The sequence below is a fragment of the Nostoc sp. DedQUE12b genome, from assembly GCF_034530835.1.
GTDB lineage: Bacteria > Cyanobacteriota > Cyanobacteriia > Cyanobacteriales > Nostocaceae > Nostoc.
Genome location: NZ_JAVRCI010000119.1, coordinates 1 through 17,123 on the forward strand (window position 1 = coordinate 1; position 17,123 = coordinate 17,123).

The window sequence follows — 17,123 nt, forward strand, 5'->3', positions numbered from 1 at the left end:
TAACCAATTTTCACTGGTGGCCGACAGTTGCGGCTTAATTATGGGTAATTTACCGAACATGATATAAGCCCTCAAAGCACCACGCAATTTTAGCTGTAAATTCAGCTAAAACCCTATGCAATTTTCTGTTTGAAACAAAAGAGTATCAGATTCACAAGAAAAAAGATGAAACTTTATAACACCCTGGTGATAACCCACAAAGTCCTTGCCTTTAAGACATTAATGTTACGTTTCTCCCATTAGTTGCTTTATTCTTAGCTCACCTAAAAGCGGAGATAACTTCTTTAACGACTGAAGTACTTCTTTGCTAGTTACATACCCAGCCTGGTACAAAGCTAAGTATTCGCCCCGTGACAAGTTAACAGGTAAGTTAATGAGATCTAGCGCATTAGATGGTAAACCAAATTCCAGTTGTTGAAGAAGAGCATTTATCGCAAGTTCATCTGGCCCCTCCCCAAGTAGTAAAATGCTGACGATATCGTATGCTGACTGAAGATATAACCGTGTCCGGTCTGCACATCCACGAATATCACTGGCTCCAACGTTGCCAGCATAGGGAGTAGTTGAGAATTTTTTCTCAATGGTTTCTATTGACTGTCCATTGATCCAATCCCAGAGGATGGCAGCCCGTTTACACCGCGCATAGTAGTCAAAATTGTCCTTTGCACCTCGTTGCAATCCAGTAGTCACGGCGTGTCCATAATGAGCGTTTATCTCACGTACCCAAGTAGATTCTTTTGTTCCCTTTTTAAACACTGAAATATAACCAGCAACTTCTGGTAAGACTTGTAGATATGCCATAAGCTGCCCTGCGGAAAGATTCTCAGGAAAACGTTTGAGCAAATCGACAAGTTTTAATGCAGAGGAAAATGAAAAATTGGATCTTCCACATGCCTGCCCAAGGAGACTAAGCCGTATTTGCTCATCTTCTTCTTCGAGTAGGCCCAAAGAATCCATTTTTGTGAGGAACTCTTCTAGGCGAGGCTCTGTCACTTTATGCCAGTCTGGATGTTGACGGCTCGCTAGATACCCACCATAGGTGCTGGCGAGTAAATGAATCACGTCTTTTCTAGGAACTTGTTTAATCTGGCTGAGTAGACGAAGTACCCATGTCTCTGTATGAGAAGCGTCGAAAGAAGAACGTATTGGTTCCGGTTTGCCTTGCACATATCGACAAAACAAACGATCGCGTTCTATAGCATTTTCAGCCAATAACATGCTACGCCCTGACGACGAAAGCCCCAATCGTCCTGCGCGTCCGGCCATATTTTTATATTCAGCTACGGTAAACTCACGTTTTTCATCACCATAAAAGAAAGTCTCTGGAATAATAACGGTTGATGCAGGCGTATTAATGCCAGCAGCAACCGTTGTCGTTGCAGTGAGCACACGAATGGTACTTTGAGGCTGTCGAAATTCTTGTTCTACCGCCAAGCGTTCTTCCCTGATTAAGTCTGAATTATGAAAGGCGGTTCCACCTATTAATGCTGTATGCAAGTTTGATGATGCGGTTGAACGATCATGTACAGGAAGCTGCGCTAGTACGTTGCTTGCTGCCATAAGCCCTAACTCACTGGCAAGATAAAGAGAGCAGCCTACAGCACTACCACGTTGATTGCGAAAAATAAGTAATTGCTCTTTCTCAGCAGTAAGTTTTTTGGCTAAGGGAACGATGATATCTTGCGATTCCGGTTTATCTTTGCGTTGTGCAATGACACCTGGTGACAAAAACTGCTCTACATGCTCTTGCTGGTCAAGACCGATATATTGAAACACACCGCTTCTATCTAAAACTCCTTCAATAAGTGGCACTGGCCGATCGTGGCTGAAAAGCGTTTCACATTCAAGCCAATCGTTAAAATAATTAATATCACCAATTACGGCTGAGAGTGCGATTATCTGCGGTTGTACACCCTGCTTTCTTGCATTCAGCAAATTGGTAAGTAAAAGTTCTACTGCTATACCGCGATCAGGATCAGTAATAAACTGTGCCTCATCTAAAACGACCAATCCAATCTTGTGAATGAGCGATGGTACGCTGACCGATAATCCTAAAAACATTTCATACGTGAGAAGTGCTATATCGTATTTCCCCCGTATGAAATGGTCAGTATCATCTGAATAATCACCTGTACAACGGATTACTCGAAGCCCTAATTGCTCCCCATATAAAGCTTGAAAATCTTCATACTTCTCATTGGTAAGTGACTTAAACGGTAATAAAAATACAGTCTTTTTTCCTTTAGCGATCGCGTTAGCCGCAGCCATTTCTCCAATAAACGTTTTGCCGGAACTTGTAGGTGCTACTACTAGAAGAGAACGACGGTCAAGTACACGGTATTCGTTCACTGCTTTAAGTTGGAGAACATTAAGCCCATTCGCAAATTGAGCTTTCCATGCATTGATTAATTGAGACGGAAGATTAAAAGCAGCCAGATCATCAATATTTGGGCTAACTTTGACACCAACTGTATCTGGAAATGCTTGTGCATACCGAGTGCCAGGGATCAACGGAGGTAACTTTAGGCCACCTTTAATAAGATTAAAAATCACTGGAGTTTGGCGTAAACCGAAACGGCTAGCTTCAGATCTAACCCATTGAGTCACTTCGTTGATTATTCCACCTATCTCAATGCCTGTAGGATGAAGCTTAAAAGTACGCAGCAACGCCTGGGTAAGGAGTCCATGTCCGTTCAGTTCTTGCGCTGCTTCATTGTCTTTTGATGCAGCGATAATAACCCTTCCCTCCCCTTGCAAATCCTCGACGGTCATGATTGTGCTACGTGGCGTAGGGACATTTTGAAGCACACGCGCAGTTGCTCCACCGCTAAAGCAGCAGTCAAGAATGACAATGGCAATACGTGCGTTCGATGAATTTAGATAGTTGTTCAATTCACTCATTGCGATCGTTGTTTCTTCTAATGCTTCACGCCGAGCATCATGAGGAACAAGCTGGTGTGCGGGAGATCCGTGACCTGCAAAAAAGAAAAGGGCTGTATCGTCAGGCCCTGCTCCATTAAATGTATTGTTGAGTGCATCTCTTATGGCTGTACTCGTTGCTTGGCTATCAAGCAGATAATGGGTTTTGATATCTAAGATTGAATCTGAGAACAGTGCCCAAAGCGTAGTAGCATCATTTTATGCGCCAGCCAGATCAGAGATATTGTTGTCTGCATACTGATTTACACCAATAAAGGTGGCGAATAAAGTCATACTAGTATTTACTTATTACTAACTTGAAATAACCTATTGTAGTGCGTATGCTACATTTTTTTAGATGCCGTGTTCCCAATAATTATGAGGCTCTAACCGCACACTGCCAGTAGGGATAGCTATCGCTTTTATGTCGATTGTTTTCCCATTGAAGAGGCTGAAGGTTTCTCAAGTCGTCACTGCCACCTTTTGATACAGGATAATCATGGTCAATTTCCCACCCCCACTGAGAATTGGTGTTGCCATAATCAGCACGCTTAATCCACGCTTCACATGAATCCTTACGAATTTCATTTGGGTTGTAGCCTAAAATAGGCTGTCCTTTTCTCCAAACCAACTCAATAGTAACTTGGTCAAAATTTCTTCCGTGAGAGTTGGAGTTGGGCTGTCTCATAAAATCCTTCTTTTGAAATTTGTAACATTACGTACTTAGCCTGGCGCACAAGTGCTAAATAGTCAAGCTGTATTTGACACCAACACGTTTGTATCGCTAACATGTTCGTATCATTTTTAGTGCGTTTGTTTTCATTGGCAGTTATTTATGGATTTAGATATTCTCTACCGCCTAATTGGGGAACGAATTCGGTGTGCACGAGAACGTGCTGGACTTAGCCAAGCAAAGCTAGCAGATAAACTAGGAATGAGCCGAACATCTGTAGTTAATGTTGAAGCTGGCAGACAAAGACTTCCGCTTCATGTTTTATGGCACATTGCAGAAGAGGTAGGCACAGAAGCGGCTCTATTAATTCCTCAACAGTCTGAGTATCATAAGGAAACGCAACCGATATCGCTCGATGCTGGGACAATTGAAGTAATTGAAAAAGCTGCGAGTGGTGATCCTGTCACACGACGTGATCTGACTAATTTTATTGAAAGAGCCAAAGCAAGAAGCAAGGGTGTTTAATGAGGTACTTATCAACCAAGGAAATTGAAAAAAACGCGACGGACTTACTTGAGTCGTTAAAGTCGATGGATCTTCCAGTAAGAGTTGATGCCATCGCTTATCGCCTTGGTTTAATGGTGGAGTTTGTACCTTTAGGTGAAGAAGTATCAGGACTTCTTGTGATTGAAAATGGTAAAGGAACAATTGGAATTAACGAAGCACATATCCCTGTTCGACAAAGATTTACTCTCGCACATGAGATTGGCCACTACATTTTACATAAGGAGCAATCAGAGCTATTTATAGATAAAAAATACACTGCTATTTTCCGCGATTCACGCTCTTCTTCTGGAGAGTTACGAAGAGAAATTCAAGCTAATCAATTTGCCGCCGCACTACTCATGCCTCGAAAGCTAGTCGAGAACGAAATCAAAGCTAGGGGACTTGATTTAGGTGATGATTGTATGTTGAGAAAGTTAGCTGAGGATTTTGAAGTAAGTATCCAAGCAATGGCTTATCGTTTATCAAATATGAATATATTCCCTTCCTCATAAACTGCACATTTATCTAAAAAAATCCTAGTCAGCTTTCCCTTACGTGGTTGGGTTAAGCTATCGCCATATATACCAAGACTCACAATGACAGAAGAAGAGGAAGATGATTTTGTAGATGAAGCAATGATTTATGATGAGCCTGAATTTATACAATTAAGCTTGTTTTGAGCGGAAATATAAATGGTTAGTTGCAGGGCTATTTCATTCTAAAGAATGGTATCAAATGGTAAACTAACTTTTTAGGCATTTATCAGATGAAGTGTACGTTTGAAATAGCTATTATAGAAGCCTTTGGCGATTGATTTGCCAGACCCTCGACGTGGTGCTGGACAACGCCATAGAGCCATAGAAAAGCCCTCTGCCTTGGTCTTTTCACTCTAGCGATCGCAATGAGCTAGGAAGATGGAAACTGAGTCGCTAATTGCTTGCAAGTCATTATCAAGTAAAAATGACCCACTATCCGGTTGCATGGGGCAACGAATGGCTTTGTAGTTTGTTATTTGTTTGGCTCTATTCAGAGATACAGCAATACAGCAATTACTCAACTAAATAAAGTTAATAGTGTTAATTAGTTGATCATGAGTTTATACCTCAAACCACTTGACCATCTCCACACAAAATCCTTACGATACAAGTATTTAGGATTGACGAACATGGAGATTATCCAATCACATCGCTTTAAAATTGGATATAAGCAAGCAACAAGTCCAAATAATATCCCTTATGTTCACTAATATCATGGGATTGCTATGGATCATACTGCTGATATCAATTCACCTGTCCCAGTAGTTTTTCGATCTTCTAGGAAAGAATGGGCAATTAAGTTGAGAATTTCAACTTTTTCTACAGGAGAGGCCGCAGATACAAGCTTTTGCAGGCTTACACCTGGCTTTGCTCCAAGCAACTGAGACAAATACCACTCCCGTGCTTCTATGGGAATAGCCCCTAACAATGCTAGAAACTTTCTAGTTCCCAAGTCAGCCTTTCCCTTACGAAATCTGGAAATTAACACCTCTGAAACTCCAGCTTGCTTGGCTACAACCTTTGCCGAAAGGTTGAATCTATCGAACATCTCGTCAAATAGTTGCTGGTAAAGAGAAGTTTCCTCTGTTACAAAATTTTGCATTGCTAGCTAATTATAGGATTAGTTAGTTGTTATAGTATGCGATATTTAGAGAGAACTCTATTAGGATTTTTAAAGTTATGGATAATTCAATGATAACAAGGGACTTACTCTTTTCAAATTAAGCCAACAGCAGTTCTGACTGAAAACATAAGATCAGCTTTTCTTCAGTAGAGCAGAACTTCGGCTAATACTTGCTTTGGCGACACTTTTGAGGGCGCAAGTTAAGAGAATTTCGGCATACATCAAGTAACGCCTGAAGTTGCTAATCCCTTTGCTCTCTATTGCTGTGTGTCAAATGGCTGGTATTTAAAAATTTAGCTCTTGTCTGGGGGGACAGGGGCTGGAAATTTTTCTTGCTTATTAAGGTGATTATGACACAGAACAGTTCAAAAATTCAAGGTAAGTTTTACCCACTCCAGCACGAGGAATGGCTGAAAGCCTGCCGAGAATTAACGCCAGCACAGAAAGATGTGCTGTACTACATTCGCACTCTCGACCCTTATGGCGACGGGGTTGAGTTGTCTGTTTCCGGGATAGCTAGACAACTGTCAGCAGAGAATAAAGAAGTACATCGCTCTACAGTTAGCTGCGCTCTCAAAGCCTTAGATGACAAGGGATTCATTGACCTTGAACTACTGAAAGTCCAAGTCAAAATTTTAGCTGGGGGGCTTCATTGTTGCGATGAGACAACAGTGTTGCCTACAGACAACAGTGTTGCCTCACCGCAACAAGCGCGATCGCTACGCAACAAGCGTGATCATGACGCAACAGACGCGATCGCTACGCAACAACCGAGTTCTGAAAGCCCTACCCAGAGCCAATCTTCAAGTCCTAAGACTTATAAGACTTATTCAGACTTTATTAAGACTCTCTCGGAAGAGGAGCGAGCGAATTTTTGGAAATTTTGTGAGGAAAAAACCAAAAATCTTAGCCAGCCAGTGAATGACATTGAGGCTTGGTTAGCTCACAAGAACAAAGCTGGAAGAAATCGCTGGGAGGTTTATTACGAAAAATATCTGGCATCAATTCAGGTACAAGCCAAAAAAACTGAAACAAAAAATGCTCGAGATGAATTCCGCCGAGAACTCGAAGAACGGCAGCGACAGGCTCAAAGAGCTTGGGAAGAGTCGCAAAGGCAAAATCGGGCTGAGAATACTGGCGGTGAGACATGATTGATAAATTGCCACCCCAAAACATCGAAGCGGAAGAGGCGATTTTAGGCGGTATCATGCTTGATCCAGAAGCAATCGGTAGGGTGAGCGATCGCTTAATTCCCGAAGCCTTTTACATTAGCGCCCATAAAGATATCTATCAAGCCGCGCAGCGCCTTCATTGGTCTGGTAAACCCACTGATTTACTCACAGTTACAGCTTGGCTTACTGACCACGATTTGCTAGTCCGTATCGGCGGGAGAAATAAATTAGCAACTCTGGTAGACCGCACAGTGTCAGCTGTCAACATCGACACCTTAGCCGAGTTGGTAATGGACAAATTCGTGCGTAGACAGTTAATCAAGGCTGGAAATGAAATTGTACATCTGGGTTACGAGACAGAAACTGAGTTACCACATATTCTTGACCAATCAGAACAGAAAGTTTTCCAATTATCTAATCAAACCCTATCTTCAAACACTGAACATAACAGCACGATTAACGTTGCTGCTTACGAGGATTTAAATTCAGCAAACCCCATTTACCATACAGGACTTCATGAACTCGATAATTTGATGGTGGGATTTGAAAGCGGCACACTCACCATAGTTGCGGGTAGGCCATCAATGGGAAAGTCCCAGATCGCCTTGTTTTTGGCTTTCCAAATGATACTGTTTCATGAGCTACCTGTGGTCATCTTCTCCTTGGAGATGACAAAGAAACAATTGGAGTACAGGCTGTGGAGTTTAATTAGTGTTAGCAACGCCTATAAGCATTTAGAGTTAACGCCACTAAAAAGCGATCGCATCCGCAGACATCGCTCAGGTAATAAACCCCTAGCAGACTGGGAATTTACAAGCATTGCCAAAATCGTTGGTATTGCTTCAGAACTGCCGCTTTATATGAATGACTCAAGAGGTATTACCGTTTCTAGAATTGCTTCCGAATGCCGTCAAATTAAGGCCAAAGAAGGAAAGCTAGGGTTAGTTGTAGTCGATTACCTGCAAATGATGGCAGAGGATTCTGGGGGCAACCGCAGTTATGAACTAGGTGACGTGGCACGGGGACTTTACAAAATGGCTGGGGAAATAGAAGTTCCTGTGTTGGCACTTTCTCAAATTTCTAGAGGAGTTGAGGGCAGACAGAATAAGCGCCCAATGATGAGCGACCTTAGCCAATCGGGAATTTTAGAAATGGTGGCAGACAATATTATTCTCACTTACCGAGATGAGTACTACAACCCAGACACTACAGACCAAGGAATATTAAAGCTCATCATGGCTAAGGCACGGCACGGTGAAACAGGCACAGCAACGGTGTTTTTTGACAAGTCCTATGGAATTATCCAGAATTTGCGCTCCGAAAATATCTGAGTCCTCAAACTCCTGTCGAAACCATCCACCTCATTTAGAGGAATTTTTACTGGGGGGTATTGATAATAGCCCTAGTAAAAAGCTTGAAAAAATAGAGATATCCCCAAGTATTGACAACCCTAGTAAAAAGCGCAGAAATTGGGGTGAGGGTAACGGCACTATTCATTGGCGCACCATTACTAGGGGTGGAAAGGACTACCCCCAAGCTTACTATCATTGGCAGGAAAAAGGTACAAAGAAGACCAAGTACATTCCCAAACATTTACTGGGGGTTATTCAAGAAGCAGAGTTCAAGAAGCGCCCAATTATAGAAATTTTGGCATTACTGGGTGTTGTGCCTCCATTTAGTGGAAAACCATTACTCTTCACGGCAAAGATTATCCCCAAGCTTGGTATCACTATGAGTTTTGGAAAGATGGCGATCGCCTCCTTAAAAAGTGCAAGTATATTCCAAAACGACTATTAGTGAAAATAGAGAAGCTAGAAGCAGATAAAGCCCCAGTTAAAGATATTTTGTCAGTATTGCAACTCAAATTATAGAAAAATCATTACCTCAGAAAAGCTGTGCAAATCGTAAATTCTGGATAAGTCTACTACAGGTTTACAATATCCCGTCCAACTCGATTGCTTGGATAACCTTTTGGCGCAAGTCGTAACTATAGAGAAAACCAATTAGCAGCACGCCATAAAATCCAGAAACGGCGTGCAAGTCTCGCCATAATCGCTGATTCTGACTCCATACTCGTGGAATCAATGTTCATAAAAGGGTTCCTTTGTTGCCTCGCAACCACAAATACAATCCCGTAAGCACCACGAGTCCCCAGCAGGCAGCAAGCTCTACTAGGTAATCCCCTACTTTTCCCATTATCAGTTCGCTGTGAATCTTACGAGCGATCGCCTAGAGATTATTATTTTCGTCACGCTCCCTTAAGATTTCTCCCGTGTAAGGGTGAAAAAAGGCAGTCAATGTCCGCTCATCTGAAGTTGTTAACGTCATTTCTGCACTGCAATCTACGCTTTGTGAATACCTGATAAAAAATCGCTGTTCAAAATTGGTAATAGTGATATAGTTACTCCAATCGGTTCTGATGGGGAGCAGCCATCGGACGCAAGAGGGAAAGTCCGGTGCAAATCCGGCGCTGTCCCGCAACTGTAAACCAAAATTAGGTAAGTCAGGATGCCCGCCGGTTAGAATCAATTCGTTTACATAAATCTGCGAGGTACAGATTATGAAAAGAAAACAGGCGTTAGTCAGTCTAACCCTGATGGGAGTTATCAGTTTTTATCTAGTAGTTGGTTTACCCAAACCCGCCTACGCCATGCATATTATGGAAGGTTTTTTACCAGTGCAGTGGGCAGTTTTTTGGTGGGTTGTGGCATTACCGTTTTTTCTATTAGGATTGCGTAGTCTGACTCGCATTACCCAAGCTAACCCACAGCTAAAACTACTACTAGGCTTGGCTGGTGCTTTCACTTTCGTGCTGTCAGCGTTAAAAATCCCTTCTGTCACAGGTAGCTGTTCTCATCCTACGGGGACAGGGTTAGGTGCGGTGCTATTTGGACCGCTTACTATGTCGGTTTTGGGTAGTTTAGTGTTATTGTTTCAAGCTTTATTACTAGCGCATGGTGGCTTGACGACGCTGGGGGCAAATGCTTTTTCGATGGCGATCGCCGGCCCATTTGTAGCTTACTGGATATATAATTTGACAATCAAGTTGGGTGGTAAAGAAAAAATTGCGATATTTCTAGCAGCTGCGATCGCAGATTTACTCACCTACGTTATCACTTCTATCCAACTTGCCCTAGCTTTTCCTGCACCTGTTGGTGGGTTTATCGCTTCATTTGCCAAGTTCGCCGGTATTTTCGCCATTACTCAAGTCCCCTTAGCAATTAGTGAAGGATTGCTAACTGTATTGGTGTGGAATTGGCTGCAATCTTATAATCCTCAAGAATTGGAACTATTGCAATTAATCAAACGAGGAAGTGGCAATGAATCAGTCTAAAAAAGGGTTGAGTAACTGGCTATTAGTAGTAGCTGTATTAGCTTTAGCAGTTGCACCGTTAATATTTGTACGCGGTGGTGAATTTGCTGGTTCTGATGACAAAGCCGAAAAAGCAATTACGGAAATACAACCTGGATATAAACCCTGGTTTAAATCGTTTTTTGAACCCGCTAGTGGAGAAATAGAAAGCTTATTATTTGCCTCACAAGCAGCTTTGGGTGCAGGAGTAGTTGGTTATGCAATTGGGTTATATAAAGGACGTTCCCAACAACAAAAACGTGAAGAATGAGCTTGCAAATAGATACGTTAGCTTACACTAATCGACTGCGAAGATTGCCACCGGAACACAAACTGATTTTTGCATTTACTACCCTTGCTATTTCCCTTGCTACCCATCCGCTAGTGCAAATTTTGATCACGCTTTGGATGAGTACTTGGACAGTTATTTATGCAAGAATTCCGGCTGGAGTTTATTTTCGATTGTTAATGTTCACCATAGTTTTTTGTTTGACAAGTTTACCAGCCCTAATGGTGAATGGAGTTGCGATTCCTGATTTACAAAGCGTCAAATTAGATTCGTGGTATGGACTAACTCTCGGACACTTCTATATTTATATCAGTCATAGTGGCAGTATCCAAGCATTGGGAATTTTAACTAGAGCATTAGCCTCTGTTTCTTGCTTATATTTTCTGATGTTAACTGTCCCTTTCACAGAAATATTACAAACTCTGCGTTACTTGCGATTTCCAGTACTTTTAACCGATTTATTATTACTAATGTATCGGTTTATTTTCATCCTGCTGAACACAGCTAGTGAATTGTGGACAGCACAAAATTCCCGTGGTGGCTACCGCACTCTTGCTATTAGCATGAAAAGTTTAGCAATACTAATCGGACAACTATTACAGCGAACCTTACAACGATATAATCAGTTCTCTCTCGGACTGGAAGCACGGGGTTTTATCAGTGAATTTCGAGTTTGGCATCCCCGCCGCTATCGTCCTCAATTACGGTATATCATCGAAGCCATTTTCGGTTGTGTAGTATTAATAGGATTAGATTTTTGGCGAAATGCAGGAATATTTACTCGAATTTGAGCAGATATATTACACTTATTCAGGCGCACAACAATCAGCTTTGAATGGTCTAACATTGAAGATTCCATCAGGTAAAAGGTGTGCGTTAATTGGTCAAAATGGTTGTGGTAAAACGACACTGTTCTTACTAGCTAATGGTTTATATAAACCTGATTCTGGTATTGTACGTTGGCGTGGTGAACCGTTAAATTATAACCGAAATTATCTTGGGAAATTAAGGCAGAAGGTCGGATTAGTATTTCAAGATCCAGAACAACAATTAGTAGCTTCTACTGTTGAGGAAGATATATCTTACGGTTTGTGTAATTTGGGTCTTCCAGTACCCGAAATTCAAGACCGAGTAGAGCAAGCATTAGTTGAATTTGAACTGACTACTTTAGCAGAAAGGCCAGTACATCATCTGAGTTTAGGACAAAAAAAGCGAGTTTCCATAGCAGATGTGATGGTACTACAACCAGAACTGTTAGTGCTGGATGAGCCTACCGCCTATTTAGATGTCAAACATACTCTGAATTTGATAGCAACTCTGAAAAAAATTCATCAAAATGGAACTACTTTAGTAATGGCAACTCATGATTTAGATTTAGTCTATCGGTGGGCAGATTGGGTTTTTGTTATGGATAAAGGGCGACTGATAGTAGAAGGCAAACCCCAAGATGTATTTAACCAGCGCACACTTTTATCAGAGTTAGAATTGGGCGTACCATTGATATATGAGATGTTATTTGATGGGTTATCTGCTGAATCAGGAGTAGTTAGAGAACGAGTACAGCAACGGATATTAGAGTTATTTCGCAATTTTTCATAATTTTACAGTTAGAGAATGTCAATAAATTAGAGACAATGCTTCTATAAACAATCCAAAAATTTAATCAATTCATACATTGAGTGATGAGTAGATACAGTCTTGCTTTTTGTAATTCGCCATAAAAATTGTTCGGAATTCGATATAACCTCAACTGAGATTTGTGTTGGCGCAAAGTCTTGAATAACAGAGAAACTTTTACCTTGTTTAACCCTAAACCCAACTCTTTGTAAAGCGCGAATAGTCCACACTACTGCAATTCCCTCACCACCTATCAAATTAATTTCTCCTTTATGGAATGTATGGAGATTAAATTCACCAGAAGCAATATCAAACTCTACACCTTCACTTTTGAAAGTATCAGCAAATGCACCACTCAATACCAAATCTTCTGGTGCGCCAATGTGTAAAATTCCATTATTTGCTAATAGCCAAACTTTATCCGCTAGACGCAAAGCTAAATCTAAATCATGAGTGGAAAGGAGAATTGCTTGATTAGTTTCCCGCGCCAAATGACGCAATAATTGCATAATCTCCACGCGTCGCGGTAAATCGAGAAATGCTGTAGGCTCATCAAGTAACATTACAAGAGGTGACTGCGCCAAAGCACGTGCAATCATAATTTTTTGACGTTCACCATCACTGAGTTCGCTAACTTGACGTGAAGCCAAATGTAATGCACCCACAGATTTTATCGCCCAATGTACTATCGCTTCATCTTCAGGTGTCAAATTTCCCCACCAATCAGTGTAAGGATGTCGTCCCAAACTCACCAGAGTATAGGCTGATAGCATTCCCACATCAACCTTTTCCGTTAAAACCAAACTCAACCGCTTGGCTAAATCCTGCGATGCTAAGTTATAGACATTATCTCCCAAAAGTCTGACTTCACCTGCGATTGGGGGTTGCATTCCAGCAAGCGATCGCAGTAATGTAGATTTACCCGCACCATTAGGGCCAAGTAAACAAACCAGTTCACCCGCTTGCAAAGATACAGAAATATCCGATGCAACACACCGCACATTTTTTCGGGATGTTTTATAGCCGATAGTCAAATTGTGAGTTGTCAGAATTGAGTTACTCATTATCAGGATAATAACTCATAGCAAATTAACCTTGTAAATACTCTGCCTACCTAGCCTACTCTGCGGGAACTCTCTTCTCCTGCAAAGACGGTAACGCGAATGAGGGAACGCTTAAAAGCGAATGCGCTTATCTTCTCTGCGAGACGCTTCTCTACGAGAGGCTCCGCCAACGCGAACGCGTACCTCTGCGTTTCAAAAAGCTGAGTTCACTTATGATGGAAAAGAGTTTCGAGAATTACGCCGCAGAATTACCCAAGTTACAACAGGAGTTCCAATTAAAGCAGTAATTGCATTCAAAGGTAAAACCATCTGACTTACCGCAAGTTGAGAAAACAAATCTGCAAACAATGCTAAGATTGCACCCATAATTATTACACTAGGGATTAATATCCGATGATCAGAAGTATTAAACAAACTTCGAGACAAATGCGGAATAGCCACACCTAGAAACGCTATAGGGCCACAAAAAGCAGTAATTGCGCCTGCTAATATAGATGCAATAGTAATAATAGAAAATCTAGCTTTCTGTACAGTTAACCCCAAACTACGTGCATAAGATTCACCCAGTAAAAGTGCATTTAAAGATTTTGATTGCAATAATGCTGCCAATAAACTCAAAAGTATCACTGGAATTAAAACAACTAACTGTCTCCAAGTCACGCCAGCAAAACTACCAAAAGTCCATACGATGTAACTTTGAATACCTTCTTTTGAGCTAAACTGCAATAAAATACTTACTATTGCACTCGTAGCATAGCCAAACAACAAACCTAAAATTAGCAGTGTCATTGTGTCTTGCACTCGGCGAGAAACAACTAACATCATTCCTAAAACCGATGCTGCGCCGAGGCTTGCAGCGATAACTAAACCAAAATCACTAATGATTCCCAAATCTGCTAATAAAGTTGGTGTTGTAGCACTTGCTGTTAATACAACTAACGCTACACCTAAACTTGCACCGGAACTAATACCCAATACAAAAGGCCCCGCTAAAGGATTTTTAAATAAAGTTTGCATTTGCAAGCCACTCACACCTAACGCCGCACCCGCTAAAGTTGCAGTTAAAGCTTTAGGTAGGCGAAATTTGAGAATAATATGAGTCCATGTCACTTTTTCTGGTTCTTGTCCGAGTAAAATTTTTATTACTTCATTAATAGGGATATCAACTGAACCTAAAGCTAAGTCTAATAAAAATGAAAAGATTAAACTTATGACTAAAATTACCAAAACTAAGGTTTTTAAAGCCGTAGTCTTTGGATGTTGGGAAAAAGTTTGATTTTTATCTTGATTGCTTAACATTATTAACTAAGTTGGCGGTAAAAAAATAGTTGATGATTAGGTAATCTCTCTGGATGCAGTATTTTAATTAAGTCAGATAGAACTACGTCTGGGTTACTAATACCACTTTCCCAGTAATCATTACCTCCAGTTTCATTCACGCGAGCATTGTTATTATAAAGATTACCTGTTTTCACAGCCTTAAAATCAGCATAACGACTATCTTCTGCGAATAAATCTTTTAAATTATGCCATGATTGACTAAAATTTAACCAGTAATCAGCATTAGCTGCACGTTCCAAAACGACTTCAAAAGATAAAGGTAAACTACCAGAGGATTTATCATCACTCCAGATATAATTTGCTCCGGCATCAGCTAGATATTTAGCTACGTAACTTTTGCCACCTGGCATATACCAAGTACCTTTAAAGTTAAATCCGACAAATACTGTAGGACTGTTTTTTATAGATTTGACTTTTTGAGCTACTTGTTCATATTTTTGAGTAATTTCTTGAAATATCTTTTCTGCTTGTTCTTCTTGATTAAAAAATAAAGCAGTAAATTTCAGCCATTCACTTCTTCCCAATGGTGTATCTTCCATGTATTCAGCATTTATCCCTACTTTCAAACCCGCCTCTGTAAGTTTGGCATAGCTATCAGTTTGGGAATTGCCTGTACTAAAAGTTGTTACTAGGTCAGGATTTAATTCTAATAACTTCTCTATATTCACATTAGAATTATTACCTATTTGTGCCACCTTTCCAGCTTTAATTCTCTCTAACACATCAGGAGTATTTACTTGCTTACTATTATTAATGCCAATTAATTTATCAACTACTCTTAACTTGGCTAAGTGCGGTAAATGAGTAGTAGATAGAGAGACTATGGACTTTATCGGTACTGTAATTACTTGTGTTTGATTAAATCCTTGTGGTGTAGGAGTTCCACATTGAACTAAAACATATTGAAAACCTGTGTTGGCATTCTGCCAAGGATTTTTGATAGTGACGACTTTATAGTGTTTGTGATATTCTACTGTTAAGCCTGTTGCATGAGTAATCTTAATTTTTTGGGGAAAGTAATCAGTATTGATGTCATAGTTTTGAACGCAGCCGTTATTTGTAGTCTGAGTAGATGTGTGAATTTTTGTACTATGGCAGGCAATGATTAAAGTTGCTATTAAGAATAATTGGCAGAAGAAAATAATAGATTTTGAATAAGAGGATTTTCTCAAGTTCATGGATTTTAAATACAGAGAACTAATCTGACATAGAGACGATCCAGATAAAAATATTAACGTGAATACAGCTAGTTTAACAAAAAGAAAACCGTTTGTATCTTGGCGGGAGATTTTGCCAAGAATAAATTAAACAGACTCTGGTGGATATATATTTTCAGACACTTTATTCCCTTTCACCAAATGTTCATTGACAATAGTTTCAGCTACATTTGAATTAACGCGAGTGTACCAAGTTCTATCATCTGAATAAAATACAACTGGCCCTAGTTGACATACTTCTAAACAACCAGACGTTCTTACTTCTACATCTACACCAGCTTTTTCAACTGCTGATTTCAAAGCATCAAATGTAGGTTGCCATTTGCGTGACGGAAGACAGCGAGTAGAAGTGCAAACTGAAATATAAGAATGTTTCAGAGGATTTTTAGTGAACGGTATAGGTTTGTTTCCCAATACATAAATATCTCGCAGTTCCTCATAAAGAGCTAACTTTGATAAATTCGGCTTGCCTTCTGGTAATAAATTTTCACCTTCTACATACGGATTTGGCAAGAAAATAGTCATGAGGTTTTCATCTGCACCATTCCAAAAATCGATACCCCAACTTCTAGGGATACCTTCTGCATTAAATCGTCGATAAAATGCAGCGCGACTAACTTGACGTTGTTGCCTTAATTCTAAAGGAGTCTTACAATGAGGCCCACCTAGATTAGCCTCTATACATAAGTGCAAATGCCAGCCTTCTGTGACTACTGTCAAATATCCATCATAGAGAATACAAATTTTAGGTGGAGCATTAAATTCTAATTCTAATACACCACCTTGAACAACATGCCCTACCCCAACCTGCTGCCAATTTTGCTGAAATAAAGTGTAAAGTAACGACGACAAAACATCGGTACTATAATCAAAATATTCGTATTCAATAGACCCCCCCGTAGATAAAACCTCACTCACAACCTTATTTACTGGAGTTACCCAACAATTAAACTCAGTCATTTAATACTCTCCTCTGCGTCTGTGCGTGAGAAAAAATTACTTCTATTAAAACGTAGAATTTAACCCAACCTGAAAAACCCTCCCCCCATCAGGATAACCCGGAAATAACTGATAACGCTGGTCAAAGAGATTATCTACACTACCTGTCAGTATTAAGTTATCGCTTAAAGGTACGCGCATTTTGAAGTCAAAAGTAGTGTACCCAGGCAAAGATTCTGTATTGGTGTTGTTTATTGGATACGCACCCAAAGAATGCATTAGGTAAGGATTCAGGTCAAGAGGTATTGACAAATGTGACATCTGAGGCGGAATAT

Annotated in this window: 18 protein-coding genes, 3 pseudogenes and 1 riboswitch; of the genes and pseudogenes, 10 read left to right on the forward strand and 11 right to left on the reverse strand. The window is 40.4% G+C overall.

Translation table 11 applies throughout. The features are described from left to right. Window positions 1-71: 71 nt before the first annotated feature. Window positions 72-179: pseudogene (locus RMY16_RS33225) on the forward strand (hypothetical protein); the annotation flags it as partial. A gap of 46 nt (window positions 180-225) precedes the next feature. On the opposite strand, the gene RMY16_RS31055 reads toward RMY16_RS33225, so the two are convergent. The 3 genes and pseudogenes from RMY16_RS31055 to RMY16_RS31065 all read right to left on the reverse strand — a co-directional run bounded on the left by RMY16_RS31055 (window position 226) and on the right by RMY16_RS31065 (window position 3,607). After that, on the reverse strand, window positions 226-1,560 hold the full coding sequence (locus RMY16_RS31055; protein WP_322739618.1) for a helicase-related protein: 1,335 nt from the start codon (window positions 1,558-1,560) through the stop codon (window positions 226-228). Window positions 1,561-1,887: 327 nt separating this feature from the next. Then, window positions 1,888-3,126 (reverse strand): annotated as a pseudogene (locus RMY16_RS31060) (DEAD/DEAH box helicase); the annotation flags it as partial. 169 nt (window positions 3,127-3,295) lie between these two features. Next, window positions 3,296-3,607 carry an HNH endonuclease domain-containing protein gene (locus RMY16_RS31065; protein WP_322739601.1) on the reverse strand — a complete coding sequence of 104 codons (312 nt, stop codon included), beginning with the start codon at window positions 3,605-3,607 and terminating at the stop codon, window positions 3,296-3,298. A gap of 147 nt (window positions 3,608-3,754) precedes the next feature. Between RMY16_RS31065 and RMY16_RS31070 the strand changes: the two genes are divergently transcribed. Together RMY16_RS31070 and RMY16_RS31075 are read left to right on the forward strand one after the other, a co-directional pair. After that, complete coding sequence (locus tag RMY16_RS31070) at window positions 3,755-4,117, forward strand: helix-turn-helix transcriptional regulator (RefSeq protein ID WP_322739602.1); 363 nt, start codon at window positions 3,755-3,757, stop codon at window positions 4,115-4,117. After that, window positions 4,117-4,650: an ImmA/IrrE family metallo-endopeptidase gene (locus RMY16_RS31075; protein WP_322739603.1), complete on the forward strand. Its 534-nt coding sequence runs from the start codon at window positions 4,117-4,119 to the stop codon at window positions 4,648-4,650. The genes RMY16_RS31070 and RMY16_RS31075 overlap by 1 nt, the downstream gene beginning before the upstream one ends. 754 nt (window positions 4,651-5,404) lie before the next feature. Here the strand turns inward: RMY16_RS31075 and RMY16_RS31080 are convergent. Continuing rightward, window positions 5,405-5,776, reverse strand: coding sequence for an XRE family transcriptional regulator (locus RMY16_RS31080; RefSeq protein WP_322739604.1), 372 nt, complete (start codon window positions 5,774-5,776; stop codon window positions 5,405-5,407). 371 nt (window positions 5,777-6,147) lie between these two features. Here RMY16_RS31080 and RMY16_RS31085 point away from each other — a divergent pair, with 371 nt between their 5' ends. The 3 genes from RMY16_RS31085 to RMY16_RS31095 are packed head-to-tail and all read left to right on the forward strand — an operon-like array spanning window position 6,148 to window position 8,766. Beyond that, window positions 6,148-6,948 carry a MarR family transcriptional regulator gene (locus tag RMY16_RS31085; RefSeq protein WP_322739605.1) on the forward strand — a complete coding sequence of 267 codons (801 nt, stop codon included), beginning with the start codon at window positions 6,148-6,150 and terminating at the stop codon, window positions 6,946-6,948. Further along, a complete protein-coding gene (gene dnaB / locus RMY16_RS31090; protein ID WP_322739606.1) occupies window positions 6,945-8,300 on the forward strand; it encodes a replicative DNA helicase in 1,356 nt (451 codons plus the stop codon). Before RMY16_RS31085 ends, dnaB begins: the two co-directional genes overlap by 4 nt. After that, window positions 8,263-8,766 (forward strand): hypothetical protein, encoded by a 504-nt coding sequence (locus RMY16_RS31095; protein ID WP_322739607.1) that lies wholly within the window; start codon window positions 8,263-8,265, stop codon window positions 8,764-8,766. Before dnaB ends, RMY16_RS31095 begins: the two co-directional genes overlap by 38 nt. A gap of 135 nt (window positions 8,767-8,901) precedes the next feature. On the opposite strand, the gene RMY16_RS31100 is transcribed toward RMY16_RS31095, so the two are convergent. Continuing rightward, window positions 8,902-9,054, reverse strand: coding sequence for a hypothetical protein (locus RMY16_RS31100; protein WP_322739608.1), 153 nt, complete (start codon window positions 9,052-9,054; stop codon window positions 8,902-8,904). Window positions 9,055-9,057: 3 nt separating this feature from the next. Next, window positions 9,058-9,195, reverse strand: a complete 138-nt coding sequence (locus RMY16_RS33230; protein WP_416211722.1) for a PepSY domain-containing protein — start codon at window positions 9,193-9,195, stop codon at window positions 9,058-9,060. Window positions 9,196-9,363: 168 nt separating this feature from the next. After that, a riboswitch (cobalamin riboswitch) is annotated at window positions 9,364-9,504 on the forward strand. A gap of 25 nt (window positions 9,505-9,529) precedes the next feature. Between RMY16_RS33230 and RMY16_RS31105 the strand changes: the two genes are divergently transcribed. Genes RMY16_RS31105 through RMY16_RS31120 form a run of 4 tightly spaced genes read left to right on the forward strand, consistent with a single transcriptional unit; the run spans window position 9,530 to window position 12,209 of the window. Beyond that, window positions 9,530-10,303 carry an energy-coupling factor ABC transporter permease gene (locus tag RMY16_RS31105; protein ID WP_322739609.1) on the forward strand — a complete coding sequence of 258 codons (774 nt, stop codon included), beginning with the start codon at window positions 9,530-9,532 and terminating at the stop codon, window positions 10,301-10,303. Further along, window positions 10,290-10,592, forward strand: coding sequence for an energy-coupling factor ABC transporter substrate-binding protein (locus RMY16_RS31110; protein WP_214436252.1), 303 nt, complete (start codon window positions 10,290-10,292; stop codon window positions 10,590-10,592). Before RMY16_RS31105 ends, RMY16_RS31110 begins: the two co-directional genes overlap by 14 nt. Further along, entirely contained in the window at window positions 10,589-11,401 is an 813-nt protein-coding gene (cbiQ, locus tag RMY16_RS31115) for a cobalt ECF transporter T component CbiQ (RefSeq protein WP_322739611.1), read from the forward strand. The genes RMY16_RS31110 and cbiQ overlap by 4 nt, the downstream gene beginning before the upstream one ends. Further along, complete coding sequence (locus RMY16_RS31120) at window positions 11,376-12,209, forward strand: ABC transporter ATP-binding protein (RefSeq protein ID WP_322739612.1); 834 nt, start codon at window positions 11,376-11,378, stop codon at window positions 12,207-12,209. Before cbiQ ends, RMY16_RS31120 begins: the two co-directional genes overlap by 26 nt. 41 nt (window positions 12,210-12,250) lie before the next feature. Here RMY16_RS31120 and RMY16_RS31125 read toward each other — a convergent pair whose 3' ends face one another. The 5 genes and pseudogenes from RMY16_RS31125 to RMY16_RS31145 form a co-directional block, all read right to left on the reverse strand. After that, window positions 12,251-13,291, reverse strand: coding sequence for an ABC transporter ATP-binding protein (locus tag RMY16_RS31125; protein WP_322739613.1), 1,041 nt, complete (start codon window positions 13,289-13,291; stop codon window positions 12,251-12,253). 210 nt (window positions 13,292-13,501) lie between these two features. Further along, the gene (locus RMY16_RS31130) at window positions 13,502-14,590 is read right to left on the reverse strand and encodes an iron ABC transporter permease (protein WP_322739614.1); all 1,089 of its coding nucleotides are present in this window, start codon (window positions 14,588-14,590) and stop codon (window positions 13,502-13,504) included. 2 nt (window positions 14,591-14,592) lie between these two features. Next, window positions 14,593-15,810 (reverse strand): ABC transporter substrate-binding protein, encoded by a 1,218-nt coding sequence (locus RMY16_RS31135; RefSeq protein WP_322739615.1) that lies wholly within the window; start codon window positions 15,808-15,810, stop codon window positions 14,593-14,595. Window positions 15,811-15,936: 126 nt separating this feature from the next. Beyond that, complete coding sequence (locus RMY16_RS31140; RefSeq protein WP_322739616.1) at window positions 15,937-16,809, reverse strand: (2Fe-2S) ferredoxin domain-containing protein; 873 nt, start codon at window positions 16,807-16,809, stop codon at window positions 15,937-15,939. A gap of 45 nt (window positions 16,810-16,854) precedes the next feature. Further along, a pseudogene (locus RMY16_RS31145) lies at window positions 16,855-17,123 on the reverse strand (TonB-dependent receptor); the annotation flags it as partial.

What these genes read in the sequence shown, in the direction of transcription:
- RMY16_RS31085 (WP_322739605.1), top strand. Translation starts at nt 6,148, where the DNA reads ATGACACAGAACAGTTCAAAAATTCAAGGTAAGTTTTACCCACTCCAG.
- RMY16_RS31070 (WP_322739602.1), top strand. Translation starts at nt 3,755, where the DNA reads ATGGATTTAGATATTCTCTACCGCCTAATTGGGGAACGAATTCGGTGT.
- RMY16_RS31095 (WP_322739607.1), top strand. Translation starts at nt 8,263, where the DNA reads ATGGAATTATCCAGAATTTGCGCTCCGAAAATATCTGAGTCCTCAAAC.
- RMY16_RS31065 (WP_322739601.1), bottom strand. Translation starts at nt 3,607, where the DNA reads ATGAGACAGCCCAACTCCAACTCTCACGGAAGAAATTTTGACCAAGTT.
- RMY16_RS31140 (WP_322739616.1), bottom strand. Translation starts at nt 16,809, where the DNA reads ATGACTGAGTTTAATTGTTGGGTAACTCCAGTAAATAAGGTTGTGAGT.
- RMY16_RS31055 (WP_322739618.1), bottom strand. Translation starts at nt 1,560, where the DNA reads ATGGCAGCAAGCAACGTACTAGCGCAGCTTCCTGTACATGATCGTTCA.
- RMY16_RS31075 (WP_322739603.1), top strand. Translation starts at nt 4,117, where the DNA reads ATGAGGTACTTATCAACCAAGGAAATTGAAAAAAACGCGACGGACTTA.
- cbiQ (WP_322739611.1), top strand. Translation starts at nt 10,589, where the DNA reads ATGAGCTTGCAAATAGATACGTTAGCTTACACTAATCGACTGCGAAGA.
- RMY16_RS31125 (WP_322739613.1), bottom strand. Translation starts at nt 13,291, where the DNA reads ATGAGTAACTCAATTCTGACAACTCACAATTTGACTATCGGCTATAAA.
- RMY16_RS31110 (WP_214436252.1), top strand. Translation starts at nt 10,290, where the DNA reads ATGAATCAGTCTAAAAAAGGGTTGAGTAACTGGCTATTAGTAGTAGCT.
- dnaB (WP_322739606.1), top strand. Translation starts at nt 6,945, where the DNA reads ATGATTGATAAATTGCCACCCCAAAACATCGAAGCGGAAGAGGCGATT.
- RMY16_RS31105 (WP_322739609.1), top strand. Translation starts at nt 9,530, where the DNA reads ATGAAAAGAAAACAGGCGTTAGTCAGTCTAACCCTGATGGGAGTTATC.
- RMY16_RS31080 (WP_322739604.1), bottom strand. Translation starts at nt 5,776, where the DNA reads ATGCAAAATTTTGTAACAGAGGAAACTTCTCTTTACCAGCAACTATTT.
- RMY16_RS31120 (WP_322739612.1), top strand. Translation starts at nt 11,376, where the DNA reads ATGCAGGAATATTTACTCGAATTTGAGCAGATATATTACACTTATTCA.
- RMY16_RS31135 (WP_322739615.1), bottom strand. Translation starts at nt 15,810, where the DNA reads ATGAACTTGAGAAAATCCTCTTATTCAAAATCTATTATTTTCTTCTGC.
- RMY16_RS31130 (WP_322739614.1), bottom strand. Translation starts at nt 14,590, where the DNA reads ATGTTAAGCAATCAAGATAAAAATCAAACTTTTTCCCAACATCCAAAG.